The sequence below is a fragment of the Virgibacillus siamensis genome, assembly GCF_039522605.1.
Lineage (GTDB): Bacteria > Bacillota > Bacilli > Bacillales > Amphibacillaceae > Lentibacillus > Lentibacillus siamensis.
The window spans coordinates 174,963-191,218 of record NZ_BAAADS010000001.1 but is presented as its reverse complement, the minus strand read 5'-3'; the positions used below and the strand labels follow the sequence as shown (position 1 = coordinate 191,218).

The following is a 16,256-nucleotide window of genomic DNA, read 5'->3' as shown; positions in this document are numbered from 1 at the left end:
CGACATTGAAAGTGGAAGGATGAGCCGTTTATGCCCAGTAAATCAATAAAAATACAAGGTGCACGTGCACATAATCTAAAAAATGTTGATGTGACGATTCCTAAAAATAAACTAGTCGTGTTAACCGGGCTATCGGGGTCCGGGAAGTCGTCACTTGCCTTTGACACGATTTATGCCGAGGGACAGCGCCGTTATGTCGAGTCTTTGTCCGCCTATGCCCGGCAATTTTTGGGTCAGATGGATAAGCCTGACTTGGATGCAATCGAAGGCTTGTCACCGGCGATATCGATTGATCAGAAGACAACGAGCAGAAATCCGCGGTCGACAGTTGGTACGGTTACCGAAATCTATGATTATTTACGGCTGCTTTATGCCCGTGTCGGCCGGCCAACATGTCCGAGGCATGGAGTTGAGATTACTTCGCAGACTGTCCAGCAAATGGTCGACAGGATTTTAGAGTTCCCTGAACGGACCAAAATGCAAATCCTTGCGCCGGTAGTTTCCGGTCGCAAAGGGGAACATGCAAAGACCTTCGAAAAACTGAAACGCGAAGGCTATGTCCGAATTCGGGTGGATAAAGAAATGCGTGAAGTAACCGAGGACATCCAGCTTGAAAAAAATAAAAAACACTCGATTGAGGTAGTAGTGGACCGAATTGTTGTCAAGGAAGGCGTTGCCGGCCGGCTGAGCGATTCGATTGAGACCGCGCTTGCATTGGGTGAAGGAAAAATTATCGTGGATGTTATTGGTGATGAAGAGTTGATGTTCAATGAAAATCATGCCTGCCCGATTTGCGGGTTTTCCATCGGTGAGCTTGAGCCAAGACTGTTTTCGTTCAACAGCCCGTTTGGTGCCTGTCCGACATGTGATGGACTGGGAACCAATCTGGAAGTTGACCTGGATCTGGTTATTCCTGACTGGAACAGGACGCTAAATGAACATGCAATTGCGGCATGGGAGCCGATCAGTTCACAGTATTATCCCCAGCTGCTTAAAAGTGTCTGTGACCATTATGGAATCGACATGGACATTCCGGTTAAAAAAATCCCAACGAAACAAATGAACAAAATTCTGTATGGCAGCGGTAAAGAAAAAATTCATTTTTATTACAAGAATGATTTCGGTAATATCCGTGATAATGATATTTTCTTTGAAGGCGTTCTGAATAATATTGCACGCCGTTACAAAGAAACTTCATCCGATTTTATCCGGGAAACCCTGGGAAAATACATGGCACACACCAAATGTCCTGATTGTAAAGGGTATCGGCTGAAGGAAGGTGCGCTGGCAGTACTAATAAACAATATGCATATCAGCCAGGTTACGGATTATTCCATTGTGGAAGCAAAGGAATTTTTCAATAATCTGGATCTGACTGAAAAAGAGGCGAAAATTGCCAGCATGATTTTGAAGGAAATTTCTGACCGGCTGGATTTCTTGAATAACGTTGGACTGGAATATTTGACACTTTCCAGGGCTGCCGGAACACTATCAGGCGGTGAAGCCCAGCGAATACGGCTTGCCACGCAAATCGGCTCAGCATTGACCGGGGTCCTTTACGTGCTGGATGAGCCCTCGATTGGACTGCATCAGCGGGATAATTACCGGTTGATTAACACCTTGAAACGAATGCGTGATTTGGATAATACGCTGATTGTTGTGGAGCATGATGAGGATACGATGCTGGCAGCCGATTATCTGGTTGATATCGGACCGGGTGCCGGTGAGCATGGCGGCGAAATAGTGGCAAGCGGAACACCTGAAAAAGTGATGAAAAAAAAGGAATCACTAACAGGTAAATATTTAGCAGGAGATGAGTTTGTCCCATTGCCGGTTAAGCGCCGGAAACCATCGAAACGCAATATTGAAGTCATCGGCGCAGAGGAAAATAACCTGAAAAATGTCAATGTGAAGTTTCCAATTGGCCTGATGACAGTGGTTACCGGTGTGTCGGGTTCAGGAAAAAGTACACTGGTGAATGAAATTTTATATAAATCACTATCGAAGCAATTGCACCGCAGTAAACTCAAACCCGGCAAACATGAGAAAATGAAGGGTATTGAGCATTTGGAAAAAGTCATTGATATTGATCAATCCCCGATAGGACGGACACCGCGCTCAAACCCGGCAACATATACAGGTGTGTTTGATAATATCCGTGATGTTTTTGCTCAGACAAACGAGGCAAAAGTGCGCGGGTATAAAAAAGGCCGGTTCAGCTTTAATGTGAAAGGCGGGCGCTGTGAAGCCTGCCGCGGCGATGGGATCATCAAAATTGAAATGCATTTTCTGCCGGATGTTTACGTTCCATGCGAGGTTTGCCATGGCAAGCGATATAACCGGGAAACACTGGAAGTAAAGTACAAAGGCAAGAGTATTGCTGATGTGCTTGAAATGACTGTGGAAGAGGCATTGGACTTTTTTGCAAACATCCCAAAAATAAAACGAAAGATTCAGACTGTTTATGATGTTGGTCTCGGTTATGTGAAACTTGGTCAGCCGGCAACAACTTTGTCCGGCGGTGAAGCACAGCGCGTAAAACTGGCAAGTGAGCTGCACCGCCGTTCAAATGGTAAATCATTTTATATTTTGGATGAACCAACGACTGGATTGCATACAGATGACATCCGCCGATTGTTGAATGTGCTGCAGCGACTTGTGGAAAATGGTGATTCTGTGCTGATTATTGAGCATAATCTTGATGTCATCAAAACTGCGGATCATATTATTGACCTCGGTCCTGAAGGCGGAGAACGCGGTGGAGAAATTATTGCCACGGGAACACCGGAAGCAATTGGGGATACAGCACCATCTTACACCGGCCAATATTTGAAGCCGATTCTTGAACGCGACCGGAAACGAATGGAAGCAGACCTGAAAGAGTACGAGAAAATAGGCACGAAATAAGGAGATAAGCAGTGAGTCTGAGAAAAGACTTACTGCTTTTTTGGTGTGTCCAGTTTCTTGGGGAAAGGGTAGGCTTATCCGGAGAAGAATGAATTTAACGGGAGAAGAATGGGTTTAACGGGAGAAAAATGGATTTATCAGGAGAATAGCAACTTATCGGTCGGCAAAACATTTACCAGTTTGGCAATCCTTACTTCCCGTTTGCCGGACAGATTTTTTGACGCATTACAGGTGATTCGATAAGGTAAAAAGAGACGGGGAAGCAGGGAGGAACAAACTGATGGAATCAATTCAACAAACAGAAGTACAAAAGTGGCTTGAGCATTTTGTGAATAAGGATGTTTATGTTCATCTTGAAACAACAAATGGGGCTTATGCCAGTCATTTTGATGATAAGGCATATACGGTTGGCGCGTATATCCGTAATGCGAAAGTGAATTTTTCACAGGCTAAAATCGTTGGAAATGGAAAAACATACCGTGCAGGTTTAAAGATGGAAATCGGTTGGATTTATGCGGAAGGCCTGACGGACTGGACGATTCATAACGATAATCAATTATTGCTTGCTGGGCATGATCGGGAAGGCCGGCTAATGGTCTCGCTCGAAATCAGTGAGACGTCATTTCGGTATTAAAGGGAAGGGATCAGGTGATTCAGGTGGAAAAACATGTTGTAGTTATCTATCCGCATCCGGATGATGAATCATTCGGTGCTGCTGGAACGATTACTAAATTTCGTCGGGAAGGTGTACCGGTAACGTATTTATGCGGAACACTTGGCGAAATGGGCAGAAATATGGGGAATCCCACATTTGCCAACCGGGAAGTTCTTCCGGAAATCAGAAAGGAGGAACTTCTGGAGGCTTGCAAGAAGCTGGATATAGACTTGCGTATGCTTGGCTACCGTGACAAAACGCTTGAATTTGAAGACAGGGATGAAGTTGCCAGGCATCTGAAAAGCATCCTGGAAGAAATTAACCCAAGTCTTGTTATTACGCATTATCCTGAACACGCGGTACATCCGGATCATAATGCGCTTGGAGCAGCCGCAGTTGAAGCGGTTCGGCTGATGGACCCGGATGAACGTCCGACTGTTTGGGCGCAGGCGATTACCAACAATTATTATGAGGAAATCGGTATACCGGAAGTTCAGAATGATGTTGCATCGTTTTTTGATGAAAAGATGGAAGCGATTCTTTCCCATAAATCCCAGGCAAGCGGAGTGCTGAATAATATCCGGAACAGCCGTAACCAAAATGGTGAAATGCATGAAGAAGCTAAAAAGCACTTGGGGAAAGAACATTTTTTCATATGGAACTATGAGAAATAACAAAGTGAGAGCGGATTTATATGTCCAAACGACTTTACCGGTCAGGGTCAAATCGCATATTGGCGGGTGTTTGTGCGGGCATCGCAAAATATTTCCATATTGATCCGACTATTATCCGCTTGCTATTCGCAGTGAGTATTCTGCTTGAAGCGTTTGGTATTATTTTGTATATCATTTGCATTTTTGTCATACCAATTGAGCGGGAGGTACGCTAATGCTGCTTCGGTGGTTTATATCTATTTTGCTTAATGCGGTTGCATTGATTGCCGTCGCACAATTATTCGACGGGTTTCATATTGAAGGTTTTGGAACAGCATTATTGGCCAGTGTTATTCTGGCTGTTTTGAATGTAATCGTTAAGCCGATTCTGATTGTATTGACACTGCCGATAACGGTTGTGACGCTTGGCCTGTTCTTGTTCGTCATTAATGCAATTACATTGATGATCACACAGGGAATTATGGATAAATCTTTTGTGATAGAAGGATTCGGTACTGCATTCATTGCGGCAGTTATTATTTCGATATTGAATTTACTGTTAAACCGGCTGGTACGGGATACAGTAACGGAGCGATAAATCGTATGGTGTGCCCTGCGATTTATTTTTCTGTCCGTTTTTGAAAAATAGACCGATCCAATTCGAACTTTGGCTGTATAGAGATGGACAAAAATATGCTACAATAAACATCAGTATCAGGGATATCAACTGGAGGTTACAATAAATGGCAAAAGTGCGGACAAAAGATTTGCTGGAGAATTTCAATTTAACCCTTGTTGCAGGGGAAGATGGAATACATAGAGAAATTACAACGAGTGATATTTCAAGACCGGGAATTGAGATGACCGGCTATTTCAATTATTATCCAAGGGAACGTCTGCAGCTTATTGGCAAGACGGAGATGGCGTATTTTTTGGATTTAAGTGATACAAATAAAAAAGAACGAATGGAACAATTATGTACGGATATCACACCTGGTATTGTTATTTCAAGAGGGATGGAAATTCCACAGGCCATGCTCGATGCGGCGAATGAGTCGGGAGTGCCGATTTTGCATTCGCCAAGAACGACGACCAGAGTCATCAGCCGCCTGACGAACTATCTTGAGGCAAAATTTGCACCGTTCACAGCGATCCATGGAGTGCTGGTTGATATTTATGGAGTGGGTGTGCTGATAACCGGACAGAGCGGTGTTGGTAAAAGTGAAACAGCTTTGGAACTTGTAAAGCGTGGACACAGATTGATTGCGGATGACAGTGTAGAAATTCGTCAGGAGGATTATGACCGGCTGATTGGAAATCCGCCGCCATTAATTGAGCATCTTCTGGAGATACGTGGACTTGGGATTATTAATGTCATGACCTTATTTGGGGCTGGCGCTGTTCGCAGTTATAAAAAGATATCGCTTATTATTAACCTGGAGCTCTGGGATCAGAATAAGCAGTATGACCGGCTCGGCATTGATGAAGAAAAAATGAAAATTATGGATGTTAGTCTGCCGAAAGCCACCATCCCGGTTCGTCCGGGAAGGAATCTTGCCGTCATTATCGAAGTGGCAGCAATGAACTTCAGATTGAAGCGGATGGGTGTGAATGCCGCGGAAGAATTTTCCGAACGGCTGACTACCATGATTGATCAGGGAAAAGATGAAATAGAATAGGAGCTGGTTGTATTGAGTTGCAGTGCACCATCATTGGATCGGGTGTTTCTTGAACTTGGTCCATTAACAATTTATTGGTATGGCGTGATTATTGCGTTTGGTGTATTTATAGGTCTATATTTGGCAACAAAAGAATCTGATAGGCTTGGTCTTGATAAAGATCTGATTATTGATTTGATTGTGTTTGCCATTCCGGCTGCCATTCTGTTTGCACGTATTTATTATGTGGTGTTTGAATGGGACAGATATGCTGGTGCTCCATGGTGGGATGTGTTTGCTGTCTGGGAAGGCGGTATTGCGATTCATGGTGCACTGATTGGCTCCGTGTTAACGGCAATCATTTATACACGTGTTAAAAAAATATCATTCTGGCAACTGGCTGATATCATCGCACCAAGTCTGATTCTAGGTCAGGCGATCGGCCGCTGGGGTAACTTTATGAACCAGGAGGCACATGGCGGCCCCGTGTCAGAGGCAGTATATAATAATTTCCTTCAGTACCTGCCGGATTTCATCATGAATCAAATGTGTATTGAAGGCACCATGTATCATCCGACATTTTTGTATGAGTCGCTTTGGAATCTGCTGATTTTTGTATTTTTGCTTGTATTGCGCAGATACAATCCATTGCGTGGTGAAGTGTTCCTTAGTTATGTGATTGCCTATTCGGCGGGTCGCTTTTTTATCGAAGGAATGCGAATGGACAGCCTGTATATTCCGGGAACCGATATTCGCATGGCTCAGTTTATTTCTGTCGTTCTGATTATTTTTGTTGCTGGTCTGATGATTTACCGTCGCGTATCAGGAATGGCTGAACGACACTATAACGGTAAAAAAATTAAGAAATAACAGCATTTCAGAAAGAAGGGTGATTGAGTGAAAGGAATACTGTTCCGTGGATTGCAACAGGGGTTAAAGGTGACATGGGCATTGGGAAAGGTTATTTTTCCAGTGACCCTGATTGTAACGATTTTACAACACACACCGGTACTGCCGTGGATAATCGAACAAATCAGTCCTTTCATGGCATTACTTGGGCTTTCCGGGGAAGCAGCTGTTCCGCTGGTGTTGGGGAATGCGTTAAATCTGTACGCTGGAATTGCAGCCATCGTTTCATTCGATTTTACATTAAAAGAAGTCTTTATTATGGCGGTAATGATGTCTTTTTCCCATAATCTGTTTATTGAATCAACAGTAGCGTCCAAAGCAGGGGTGAACGGCTGGCTGATTACCGGGATTCGGATTTCATTGGCAATTTTTTCTGCGATTGTGATTAACCTGCTTTGGAGCGGCGGAGGGGAAATCGCGGAATATGGTTTAATATCCACGTCGGAAGTATCACCTGACGGCTGGAGTGAAATCATCACGCAAGGTTTGCAAACTGCACTGCTGGCTGTGGTACAGCTCGCACTAATCGTAATTCCGCTGATGATGGTCATGCAGTTTTTCCGGGAAGTCGGCTGGCTTGACTTGATTTCTGACAAACTCACCCCTTTTACTAAACTGCTTGGCATGGAAAAAAACACTTCGATGACACTTGTGACCGGGCTGACGATTGGGCTTGCCTATGGTGCCGGAATGATGATTCAGGCGGTTGAGGAAGATGGTGTTTCCCGCCGCGACATGTATCTGGCATTGATTTTTCTTGTCTCATGCCACGCGGTTGTGGAGGATACACTTGTATTTATACCGCTTGGAATACCTGTTCTGCCGTTATTGCTGATTCGGTTTGTCACAGCTGTCGTGCTGACGATGACGGTAGCATATGTCTGGAAGCGGATGGAGAATCGAAAAAGGAAGGAAACATCAAATGAACATTCATACAATACTCTTTGATCTTGATGGAACACTGATTGATACAAATGAGCTTATAATAGAATCATTTATGTATACATTCAAACAATATGGAAAAGAGCTTTCACGAAGCGATGCTGCTGAATTTATCGGCCCGCCTTTGCGGGATTCCTTTCTGCAGGTTGATGCAAATCGCGCAGATGAAATGATTGCAACGTATCGGCAGCATAATCTGCATCACCATGATCATTTTGTAACAGCTTTTCCGAATGTTGCAGCAACACTCGAAGCATTGCATAGGCATAATATAAAAACCGGTATTGTAACGACGAAAATGCGCCACACTGTTAATATGGGGCTAAAAGTAACCGGTCTGGACCATTACTTTGAAACAATTATTACATTGGATGATGTTACCCATGCCAAACCCCATCCAGAACCGATTGAAATGGCAATGCAGGATATGAATGCAATGGCTGATTCAACGCTGATGGTCGGGGATAACCAACATGATATTGATGCGGGAAAAAATGCCGGGGTTCAGACAGCTGGTGTGGCGTGGTCATTAAAAGGCAAGGAAAAGCTGCTGACTTACAAGCCGACATACATGCTTGATGACATGATGGATCTACTGAAAATTGCAGGAGTGTGAAACATGCGTAAAACCGAGCGTTACCATGTTAAAAATGCCAATCCATTGTGGCAAATTTATAAGACGGTGCCATTCTGGAAAGTGACACGGAACTTTATTTTTATCCAAGTTGCCCGGTATACGCCATTTCTTGCAGTAAAGAATTGGATGTACCGGACTTTTCTGCGTATGAAAGTCGGTCAGGAGACATCGTTTGCTCTGATGGTAATGCCGGATATTATGTTTCCTGAAAAAATTTCCGTTGGCGCCAATAGTGTTATCGGCTACAATACAACCATTTTGGCACATGAATATTTGATAAAGGAGTATCGGATTGGTGAAGTTATGATCGGAGATGAAGTAATGATCGGGGCGAATTCGACGGTACTTCCCGGTGTAACAATCGGTGACGGTGCAATTGTTTCGGCGGGAACATTAGTACATAAGGATGTTCCAGCAGGTGCTTTTGTTGGCGGCAATCCGATGAAACTTATTTATACAAAAGAGGAAATGGAAAAGCGGATGGATGAAGATTCGCTGTAAGGTGGTTTTATAAATGGATATACCAGCGGGAATTATTCCGGCGATACGGAGAATGAAGGATTTCGAAAAAGCTTTGGAATCCGATTATGAATATGTTGTTTTCCTGGAAACACGTCTTTCCCGCCTGAAAAGCCTGGTGGATTACACCAAGCGCGCAGGTAAGAAGGCATTAATTCATGTTGATCTGATTCAAGGGTTGAAGGCTGACGAATATGGGATGGAATTTCTTGTCCGTGAAATTAAGCCGTATGGTGTACTTTCAACGAGAGGTAATATTATCAAGCTGGCCAAAAAGCATAAACTTTTAGCAATCCAGCGGGTTTTTCTGCTGGATAGTCATGCGCTTGAACAGAATATTAAAATGATTAATCGGTTTAAGCCGGATTGCATTGAAGTTTTACCCGGCATTATTCCGGACGTCATAAAGGAACTGACAGGCCAGACGGATAAACCGGTAATTGCCGGCGGATTAATCCGTACATCTGATGAGATCGACAACGCGCTACATCGCGGGGCCGTTGCCGTGACGACTTCGAATAACAAATTATGGAACTAGTAAGCGGATTGCCGATTGAATGCCGGCAGTCCGCTTATGGTGGACATGCAAAAAAATAAAGTTGACAGCGGTTACACTTTGCGGTAAAATTGTTTTACAAGTTAAGAACGTGGTGGAGATACGGAGACCCACACTTGAATAGATCCTCCAGAACGAGGTCTGTCTATTTAGGTGTGGGTTTTTGTTTGCAGCTAAGAAGTAAAAAACTTCTTCCTGCATAAGTGCAACGAAGGCTCTAATGTTGTTCTTGCTTGGGAAATTATCAGATTGAAAGATATGGAATTATCGGCCAGGCCGCTGGTGTTCGTTCTTTTTAATCGCAATATATTTATAAGGGAGATGATCTGCTTGCCGGAGTTTTTAGCAGAATTAGTTGGAACGATGATTCTTGTTATTTTAGGTGGAGGTGTTGTTGGAGGAGTCGCTCTAAGTCGATCAAAGGCAGAGGGGTCCGGATGGGTTGTCATTACCATTGGCTGGGGTCTTGCTGTTACAATGGGGGTATATGCGGTAGGTAAATTTACCGGTGCCCATATTAACCCGGCTGTTACACTTGGCTTTGCAGTAGCTGGAGACTTCCCATGGGCAAAAGTTCCGATGTATATCTCTGCACAGATGTGCGGGGCATTCATTGGTGCTTGTATTGTATTTTTGAATTACTTGCCACATTGGAAAAAAACAGAGGACAAAATAGCCAAGAGGGATGTTTTTTGTACAACCCCTGCGATTCGCAGTCCATTTTCAAACCTGGTAAGTGAGATTATCGGGACATTTATCCTGGTGTCAGGACTCTTGTTTATTGGTGCAAACGAATTCACAGAGGGATTAAACCCGTTAATTGTCGGGCTGTTGATTGTTGCAATTGGAATGTCACTCGGTGGTACTACCGGGTATGCGATTAATCCTTCCCGTGACCTTGGACCAAGAATCGCCCATGCTGTACTGCCGATTCCTGGAAAAGGTGGATCGGACTGGGAATACAGCTGGATACCGGTCGTTGGCCCGCTTCTTGGCGGTGCTTATGGTGGTGTGTTTTATAAGGCAATATTTGTAGGAAATTATTCAGTAACCTTTTGGGTGTTAAGTGTTGTAATGCTTGTCATCATGATTAGTGCAGCAAGTTCGGAGTTAAAAAAAGGCCGAACCGTAGCCGATAAAGTTGAAGAACAAATTAATTAATTGGGAGGAATTTGATTATGGCTAAACAGTACATTTTATCACTGGATCAGGGAACGACGAGTTCGCGGGCAATTTTATTCGATCAGGACGGATCAATTGTAGAAACAGCACAAACCGAATTTGAACAGTTTTTTGAAAAGCCCGGCTGGGTGGAGCATGATGCGAATGAAATATGGACATCTGTACTGTCCTGTATTGCCGAGGTGCTGCGAAAATCCGATATTGACCCAAGTCAAATTGCCGGAATCGGTATTACCAACCAGCGGGAAACAACGGTGATTTGGGATAAACATACCGGAAAACCAATTTATAAAGCAATTGTCTGGCAGTCACGACAGACTGAGGACATTTGTAAAGAGTTGCGTGCTAAGGATTATAACAATCTGTTCCGGGAAAAAACCGGATTACTGCTTGACCCGTATTTTTCCGGAACAAAGGTAAAGTGGATTTTGGATAATGTGGAAGGTGCAAGAGAAAAAGCGGATAATGGCGATTTACTGTTCGGTACAATGGATACGTGGATTGTCCATAAACTATCCGGCGGCAAAGCGCATATAACTGATTATTCAAACGCATCCAGAACGCTGATGTTTAACATATACGATTTAAAATGGGATGATGAACTGTTGGACATTTTGGGTGTGCCGAAAAGCATGCTTCCCGAAGTCCGTCAATCATCGGAAGTGTATGCCAACACGGTTGATTATCATTTCTTCGGTCATGAAGTACCGATTGCCGGTATTGCCGGTGACCAGCAGGCGGCACTGTTTGGCCAGGCATGCTTTGACACAGGAATGGCTAAGAACACATATGGAACCGGCTGTTTCATGCTGATGAACACTGGTGAAGAAGGTGTCAAGTCGGATAATGGTTTGTTGACAACGCTGGCATGGGGTGTTGATGGCAAGGTTGAATACGCGCTGGAAGGAAGTATTTTCGTTGCAGGTTCAGCGATTCAGTGGCTCCGTGATGGTTTGAAACTGATTGATTCGGCACCACAAAGTGAAGAGTATGCTTCCGAAGTTGATTCAACGGACGGTGTATATATGGTTCCGGCATTTGTCGGTCTTGGTACACCATATTGGGACAGTGACGCGCGTGGTGCGGTATTTGGGCTGACCCGGGGAACGACAAGGGCACATTTTATTCGTGCTACCCTTGAGTCACTTGCTTATCAGACAAAAGACGTGCTCGATGCTATGATTACCGATTCCGAAATAAACCTGAAAACGTTGCGTGTGGATGGTGGAGCTGTTAAAAATGACTTATTAATGCAATTCCAGAGCGATGTTCTCGGAGTTCCGGTTGAGCGTCCGGTTGTACAGGAGACAACCGCACTGGGGGCAGCTTATCTGGCAGGGCTGGCTGTTGGCTATTGGAAAGATAAGAACGAGATTGCTCAACAATGGAAAACCGACCATATGTTTAAACATGAAATGGAAGAGGAAAAACGTAATGAATTATACACAGGGTGGCAAAAGGCAGTCGAAGCTACCCGGCAGTTTAAATAGTATTTCTTGGCAGAGGGAATGAATGAGGTGAATCAGGATTTCCCTCTTTTTTAAAAAGTTCATTTTAATGGTTGTTGTTTTTTACAAATATCCATAAACTGGCGACATAACTACTGGAATGTTTTCTATAAATACGTCCACTTATGTAGCAGTTTAGTTCAATTATGTAAAACAAAAATATTATACATTATCCGAAAGTGAGGGATGGTCAATGAAAAAAATTATTAATAATGCCAATGAAGTTGTGCAGGAGATGGTAGAGGGTATTGCTGCTGCATATCCGGATGCGGTAAAGCAGCTGCCGGAAACATCCGTTATTGTCAGAAATGATGTCCCTGTTAAAGGCAAAGTTGGTATTGTGAGTGGTGGTGGAAGCGGGCATGAACCTGCTCATGCCGGCTATGTTGGAAAAGGAATGCTTGATGCCGCTGTATCTGGAGAAGTTTTCACCTCACCAACCCCGGATCAGGTATTGGAAGCAATCAAAGCAGTTGATGGTGGAAACGGAGTATTTCTTGTCATTAAAAACTATACTGGTGATGTCATCAATTTTGAAATGGCCGCTGAACTTGCCGAAGCTGAGGGAATTGATGTGGAACAAGTAGTGGTAAATGATGATGTCGCAGTTGAGGACAGTTCGTTTACGACCGGTCGAAGAGGAATTGTCGGAACCGTTCTCATACACAAAATTGTCGGTTCTATGGCTGAAAAAGGTGCCACTCTAAAAGAAATCAAGGCTGTGGCTGATAAAGCGGTCGCAAACGTGCGTTCAATTGGCATGGCGCTGACATCCTGTATTGTTCCTGAAGCAGGAAAACCGAGTTTTGAGCTGGGTGAAAACGAAATGGAAATTGGTATCGGAATTCACGGTGAGCCTGGAATTGAGCGGGAATCCCTGAAATCCTCCAATGAAATTGCTGAGCGATTGGCGGAAAAGGTACTGCGTGATTTGGATTATTCGGGATCAGAAGTTGCTGTAATGATAAATGGCCTGGGCGCTACGCCTGAAATGGAATTGTTTATTGTAAATAAAAAAGTTCAGCAAATACTAAAGGATAAAGATATTCATGTGTATCGGACATACATTGGAGAGTTTATGACGTCTCTGGAAATGGCGGGATGTTCGGTTACCTTAATGAAACTTGATGATGAACTTAAAGCGTTGTTGGATGCAGATACTGCTGCACCCGCTTTTCGCTGATGAAAGGATCAATGCAAAATGGAATTAACCGTAAAAGAAATCATTGCATGGTTGGAAATATCTAATACAAATATTCAGGAAAATAAGGCATATTTAACGGAGCTTGACCAGGCAATTGGTGATGGTGACCATGGGATTAACATGGCCAGGGGCTTTCAGGAAGTACTCAATAAAGTTACAGATCAGGAATATGAAGCAATTTCAGATGTGTTGAAGGACACTGCAATGACGCTGATTTCAAAAGTTGGCGGTGCATCCGGTCCGCTTTTGGGAACTGCTTTTCTGAAGATGTCAACAGCTGTTAAAGGACAGGAGTCGCTTGATACAGCTGATTTTGCAGCGGCACTTAACGAGGCGATAAATGGCATTAAACAACGGGGAAAAGCGACCGAAGAAGAAAAAACACTGCTGGATGTCTGGTCACCGATGGCAGATTATTTTTCTGCTGTGGATCAATTTTCAGCTGAAGTGATAACCGAAACTGCAAAAGATGCTATGGAAAAAACGAAAGATATGATGGCGACAAAAGGGAGAGCTGCTTATTTTAAGGAAAAATCAATCGGGCATCTCGATCCTGGTGCTGTTACATCATTTTATATTTTCTCCGGTTTGGCTGAAGCGGTTAAAGGAGGCAAAAACTAATGGCCTATACAGGATTGGTGCTTATATCACATAGTCCGAAGATTGCAGAAGGGATTTATGATATGATCCGGCAGGTAATTCACGATGTACCTATTGAACTTGCCGGTGGAACCGAAGATAATGAAATCGGAACAAACCCCGGAAAAATTCAGGCAGCAATCGAGCGAGCAGATCACGGCAATGGAGTTTTGTTATTTTATGATATCGGCAGCGCTAAAATGAATGCCGAACTTGCTATTGAGTTGACCGGAGTTGAAAATGTACGACTGATGGAAGCACCAATCATGGAAGGTGCTTACCTTGGTGCGGTTGAGTCAGGAATGGGAAAAGAATTTGCAGATGTATATAGCGCTGTTGTGAAAAAGTATGGTGAGGAAGTCAAATAACTTTACGTTTGGAAGCGGCTGTGGTAGAATTGAAATCAAGTTAATAAATGTGTCGGAGAAATGGAGAAACCACAAATTGCTGATGGCAAGCTATGCCATCAGTCTAATTTGTGGTTTTTTCTTTTCCGGGCACGGTATTACAACAAAGTCTATTAAAAATCAAAATGTGATATGACACATGATTCAAGCAAAAAATGGGTATGGATATTAAGGGAGGTTTGAACGGATTATGTCTATTTTTTCAAGTTATCACAGGGATAAAATTTATCAAAACTTAACCGATAAACAGTTGGATGTTCTGGTGATCGGTGGGGGCATTACTGGTTCAGGGATTGCGCTCGATGCTGTTACCAGAGGGTTGAATACCGGTGTCATTGAAATGCAGGACTTTGCGGCAGGAACATCAAGCCGTTCAACAAAGCTTGTGCATGGCGGCCTTCGCTATTTGAAACAATTTGAAGTGAAAATGGTTGCTGAGGTTGGCAAAGAACGTGCGATTGTTTATGAGAACGGCCCACATGTGACGACACCGGAATGGATGATGCTTCCATTTTATAAAGACGGAAACTTTGGTCCGTTTACGACAAATGTCGGACTGCGTGTCTATGATTTTCTGGCAGGCGTAAAAAAAGATGAACGCCGAAAAATGCTCAGTGTCGATGAAACACTAAACAAAGAACCACTTGTTAAATCAGAAGGCTTAAAGGGCTCTGGCTATTATGTTGAGTATAAAACGGACGATGCGAGACTGACAATTGAGGTGATCAAAAAAGCCGTTGAAAACGGGGTACATGCCATTAATTATGCTAAGGCTGTTGACTTAATCTATAAGTCAGGAAAAGTTTCCGGAGTGGTTGTGGAAGATCAGCTTACTGGGGAACAACACACCATTTACGCTAAAAAAATTGTTAATGCAGGCGGCCCTTGGGTAGATGATTTGCGCGAAATCGATGGTTCCAAGGTTGGTAAATCATTGTATCTGACGAAAGGGGTCCATCTTGTATTTTCCAAGGAACGTTTTCCACTGAAGCAAGCAATTTATTTTGATGCCCCTGACGGCAGAATGGTTTTCGCCATTCCACGTAATAAGAAGACGTACGTAGGAACAACGGATACAAGCTATGACGGGGATATTGCCTATCCGGTCATGACCGATGCTGATCGTGACTATTTGATTAATGCAATAAATTATATTTTTCCATCCCAGGAAATAACGAAGAATGATGTGGATTCGAGCTATGCAGGATTGCGGCCGCTGATTGCTGAAGAAGGAAAAGATGATCCGGATGAAATTTCACGGAAAGATGAGATCTTTATTTCAGAATCTGGCTTGATTTCAATGGCTGGCGGCAAACTGACCGGGTATCGCAAAATGGCTGCAGATGCAGTGGACACAGTTGTCGGCCAGTTGAAAAAAGAGGAAGACATTCTCTATTCCGAATCGGTGACAGAGCATTTGCCGATATCCGGTGGTGAAGTTGGCGGATCACAAGGTTTCCGGAAATTTACGGATGCCAAACTTTCTGAGGCTGCCGATCTCGGGATTGATGAAGAAACTGCCAATTTCTTAGTTCAGAAATATGGCGCCAATACAGATAAAATATTTCAGCTGTACCGCGATGAAAAGGTGAATGCGGAAAAGGCAGGGATTGATCCGACCGTATTTGCGGAATTGACATATGCCATCGAATACGAATTAACGTATAAACCAGTTGATTTCTTTATCCGGCGGACCGGGGCATTGTTCTTTGATATTGAATTTGTGCGGACGCATAAAGACAATGTGATTGCTTACATGGCGGATAGACTTAAATGGAGCGACGAACAAACGAAAACCTACACGGACGAACTTGAACAGCTGCTTTATGAGGCAGTGCATCCGGTGGAAATGAATAAAGGCTAATCGCAATAATGCGATT

18 protein-coding genes are annotated in these 16,256 nt (G+C 43.6%); all 18 read left to right on the top strand.

Annotated elements, in window-relative coordinates; all coding sequences use genetic code 11:
* Positions 1–30 precede the first annotated feature (30 nt).
* Complete coding sequence (uvrA, locus tag ABD010_RS01000; RefSeq protein WP_343809442.1) at positions 31–2,907, top strand: excinuclease ABC subunit UvrA; 2,877 nt, start codon at positions 31–33, stop codon at positions 2,905–2,907.
* A 108-nt stretch (positions 2,908–3,015) separates the two neighbouring features.
* A complete protein-coding gene (locus ABD010_RS00995) occupies positions 3,016–3,150 on the top strand; it encodes a hypothetical protein (protein WP_343809440.1) in 135 nt (44 codons plus the stop codon).
* Between the two features lie 37 nt (positions 3,151–3,187).
* On the top strand, positions 3,188–3,541 hold the full coding sequence (locus tag ABD010_RS00990) for a YojF family protein (protein WP_343809438.1): 354 nt from the start codon (positions 3,188–3,190) through the stop codon (positions 3,539–3,541).
* A 23-nt stretch (positions 3,542–3,564) separates the two neighbouring features.
* Complete coding sequence (gene bshB2, locus ABD010_RS00985) at positions 3,565–4,236, top strand: bacillithiol biosynthesis deacetylase BshB2 (protein ID WP_343810148.1); 672 nt, start codon at positions 3,565–3,567, stop codon at positions 4,234–4,236.
* Between the two features lie 20 nt (positions 4,237–4,256).
* Complete coding sequence (locus ABD010_RS00980; RefSeq protein ID WP_343809436.1) at positions 4,257–4,451, top strand: PspC domain-containing protein; 195 nt, start codon at positions 4,257–4,259, stop codon at positions 4,449–4,451.
* Positions 4,451–4,813: a phage holin family protein gene (locus ABD010_RS00975; RefSeq protein WP_343809434.1), complete on the top strand. Its 363-nt coding sequence runs from the start codon at positions 4,451–4,453 to the stop codon at positions 4,811–4,813. Before ABD010_RS00980 ends, ABD010_RS00975 begins: the two co-directional genes overlap by 1 nt.
* A gap of 145 nt (positions 4,814–4,958) precedes the next feature.
* Positions 4,959–5,894, top strand: coding sequence for an HPr(Ser) kinase/phosphatase (gene hprK / locus ABD010_RS00970; protein ID WP_343809432.1), 936 nt, complete (start codon positions 4,959–4,961; stop codon positions 5,892–5,894).
* A gap of 12 nt (positions 5,895–5,906) precedes the next feature.
* Positions 5,907–6,743, top strand: a complete 837-nt coding sequence (gene lgt, locus ABD010_RS00965) for a prolipoprotein diacylglyceryl transferase (RefSeq protein ID WP_343809430.1) — start codon at positions 5,907–5,909, stop codon at positions 6,741–6,743.
* Between the two features lie 27 nt (positions 6,744–6,770).
* Positions 6,771–7,730 (top strand): nucleoside recognition domain-containing protein, encoded by a 960-nt coding sequence (locus ABD010_RS00960; protein WP_343809428.1) that lies wholly within the window; start codon positions 6,771–6,773, stop codon positions 7,728–7,730.
* Positions 7,705–8,340, top strand: a complete 636-nt coding sequence (ppaX, locus tag ABD010_RS00955; RefSeq protein ID WP_343809426.1) for a pyrophosphatase PpaX — start codon at positions 7,705–7,707, stop codon at positions 8,338–8,340. Before ABD010_RS00960 ends, ppaX begins: the two co-directional genes overlap by 26 nt.
* Positions 8,341–8,343: 3 nt before the next feature.
* Entirely contained in the window at positions 8,344–8,862 is a 519-nt protein-coding gene (locus tag ABD010_RS00950) for an acyltransferase (RefSeq protein ID WP_343809424.1), read from the top strand.
* A gap of 13 nt (positions 8,863–8,875) precedes the next feature.
* Complete coding sequence (locus tag ABD010_RS00945) at positions 8,876–9,418, top strand: glycerol-3-phosphate responsive antiterminator (protein ID WP_343809422.1); 543 nt, start codon at positions 8,876–8,878, stop codon at positions 9,416–9,418.
* A gap of 348 nt (positions 9,419–9,766) precedes the next feature.
* A complete protein-coding gene (locus ABD010_RS00940; protein WP_343809420.1) occupies positions 9,767–10,597 on the top strand; it encodes an MIP/aquaporin family protein in 831 nt (276 codons plus the stop codon).
* 17 nt (positions 10,598–10,614) lie between these two features.
* Positions 10,615–12,108 (top strand): glycerol kinase GlpK, encoded by a 1,494-nt coding sequence (gene glpK / locus ABD010_RS00935; RefSeq protein ID WP_343809419.1) that lies wholly within the window; start codon positions 10,615–10,617, stop codon positions 12,106–12,108.
* 211 nt (positions 12,109–12,319) lie between these two features.
* On the top strand, positions 12,320–13,309 hold the full coding sequence (gene dhaK / locus ABD010_RS00930) for a dihydroxyacetone kinase subunit DhaK (RefSeq protein ID WP_343809418.1): 990 nt from the start codon (positions 12,320–12,322) through the stop codon (positions 13,307–13,309).
* 18 nt (positions 13,310–13,327) lie between these two features.
* Positions 13,328–13,951 (top strand): dihydroxyacetone kinase subunit DhaL, encoded by a 624-nt coding sequence (gene dhaL, locus ABD010_RS00925; RefSeq protein ID WP_343809416.1) that lies wholly within the window; start codon positions 13,328–13,330, stop codon positions 13,949–13,951.
* Entirely contained in the window at positions 13,951–14,337 is a 387-nt protein-coding gene (gene dhaM, locus ABD010_RS00920; protein ID WP_343809413.1) for a dihydroxyacetone kinase phosphoryl donor subunit DhaM, read from the top strand. The genes dhaL and dhaM overlap by 1 nt, the downstream gene beginning before the upstream one ends.
* 229 nt (positions 14,338–14,566) lie before the next feature.
* The gene (locus tag ABD010_RS00915; RefSeq protein ID WP_343809411.1) at positions 14,567–16,240 is read left to right on the top strand and encodes a glycerol-3-phosphate dehydrogenase/oxidase; all 1,674 of its coding nucleotides are present in this window, start codon (positions 14,567–14,569) and stop codon (positions 16,238–16,240) included.
* Positions 16,241–16,256: the final 16 nt, after the last annotated feature.

Coding starts and splice junctions, on each gene's coding strand:
- uvrA (WP_343809442.1), top strand. CDS start 31: ATGCCCAGTAAATCAATAAAAATACAAGGTGCACGTGCACATAATCTA.
- ABD010_RS00995 (WP_343809440.1), top strand. CDS start 3,016: ATGGGTTTAACGGGAGAAAAATGGATTTATCAGGAGAATAGCAACTTA.
- ABD010_RS00990 (WP_343809438.1), top strand. CDS start 3,188: ATGGAATCAATTCAACAAACAGAAGTACAAAAGTGGCTTGAGCATTTT.
- ABD010_RS00980 (WP_343809436.1), top strand. CDS start 4,257: ATGTCCAAACGACTTTACCGGTCAGGGTCAAATCGCATATTGGCGGGT.
- ABD010_RS00975 (WP_343809434.1), top strand. CDS start 4,451: ATGCTGCTTCGGTGGTTTATATCTATTTTGCTTAATGCGGTTGCATTG.
- hprK (WP_343809432.1), top strand. CDS start 4,959: ATGGCAAAAGTGCGGACAAAAGATTTGCTGGAGAATTTCAATTTAACC.
- ppaX (WP_343809426.1), top strand. CDS start 7,705: ATGAACATTCATACAATACTCTTTGATCTTGATGGAACACTGATTGAT.
- ABD010_RS00950 (WP_343809424.1), top strand. CDS start 8,344: ATGCGTAAAACCGAGCGTTACCATGTTAAAAATGCCAATCCATTGTGG.
- ABD010_RS00945 (WP_343809422.1), top strand. CDS start 8,876: ATGGATATACCAGCGGGAATTATTCCGGCGATACGGAGAATGAAGGAT.
- glpK (WP_343809419.1), top strand. CDS start 10,615: ATGGCTAAACAGTACATTTTATCACTGGATCAGGGAACGACGAGTTCG.
- dhaK (WP_343809418.1), top strand. CDS start 12,320: ATGAAAAAAATTATTAATAATGCCAATGAAGTTGTGCAGGAGATGGTA.
- dhaL (WP_343809416.1), top strand. CDS start 13,328: ATGGAATTAACCGTAAAAGAAATCATTGCATGGTTGGAAATATCTAAT.
- dhaM (WP_343809413.1), top strand. CDS start 13,951: ATGGCCTATACAGGATTGGTGCTTATATCACATAGTCCGAAGATTGCA.
- ABD010_RS00915 (WP_343809411.1), top strand. CDS start 14,567: ATGTCTATTTTTTCAAGTTATCACAGGGATAAAATTTATCAAAACTTA.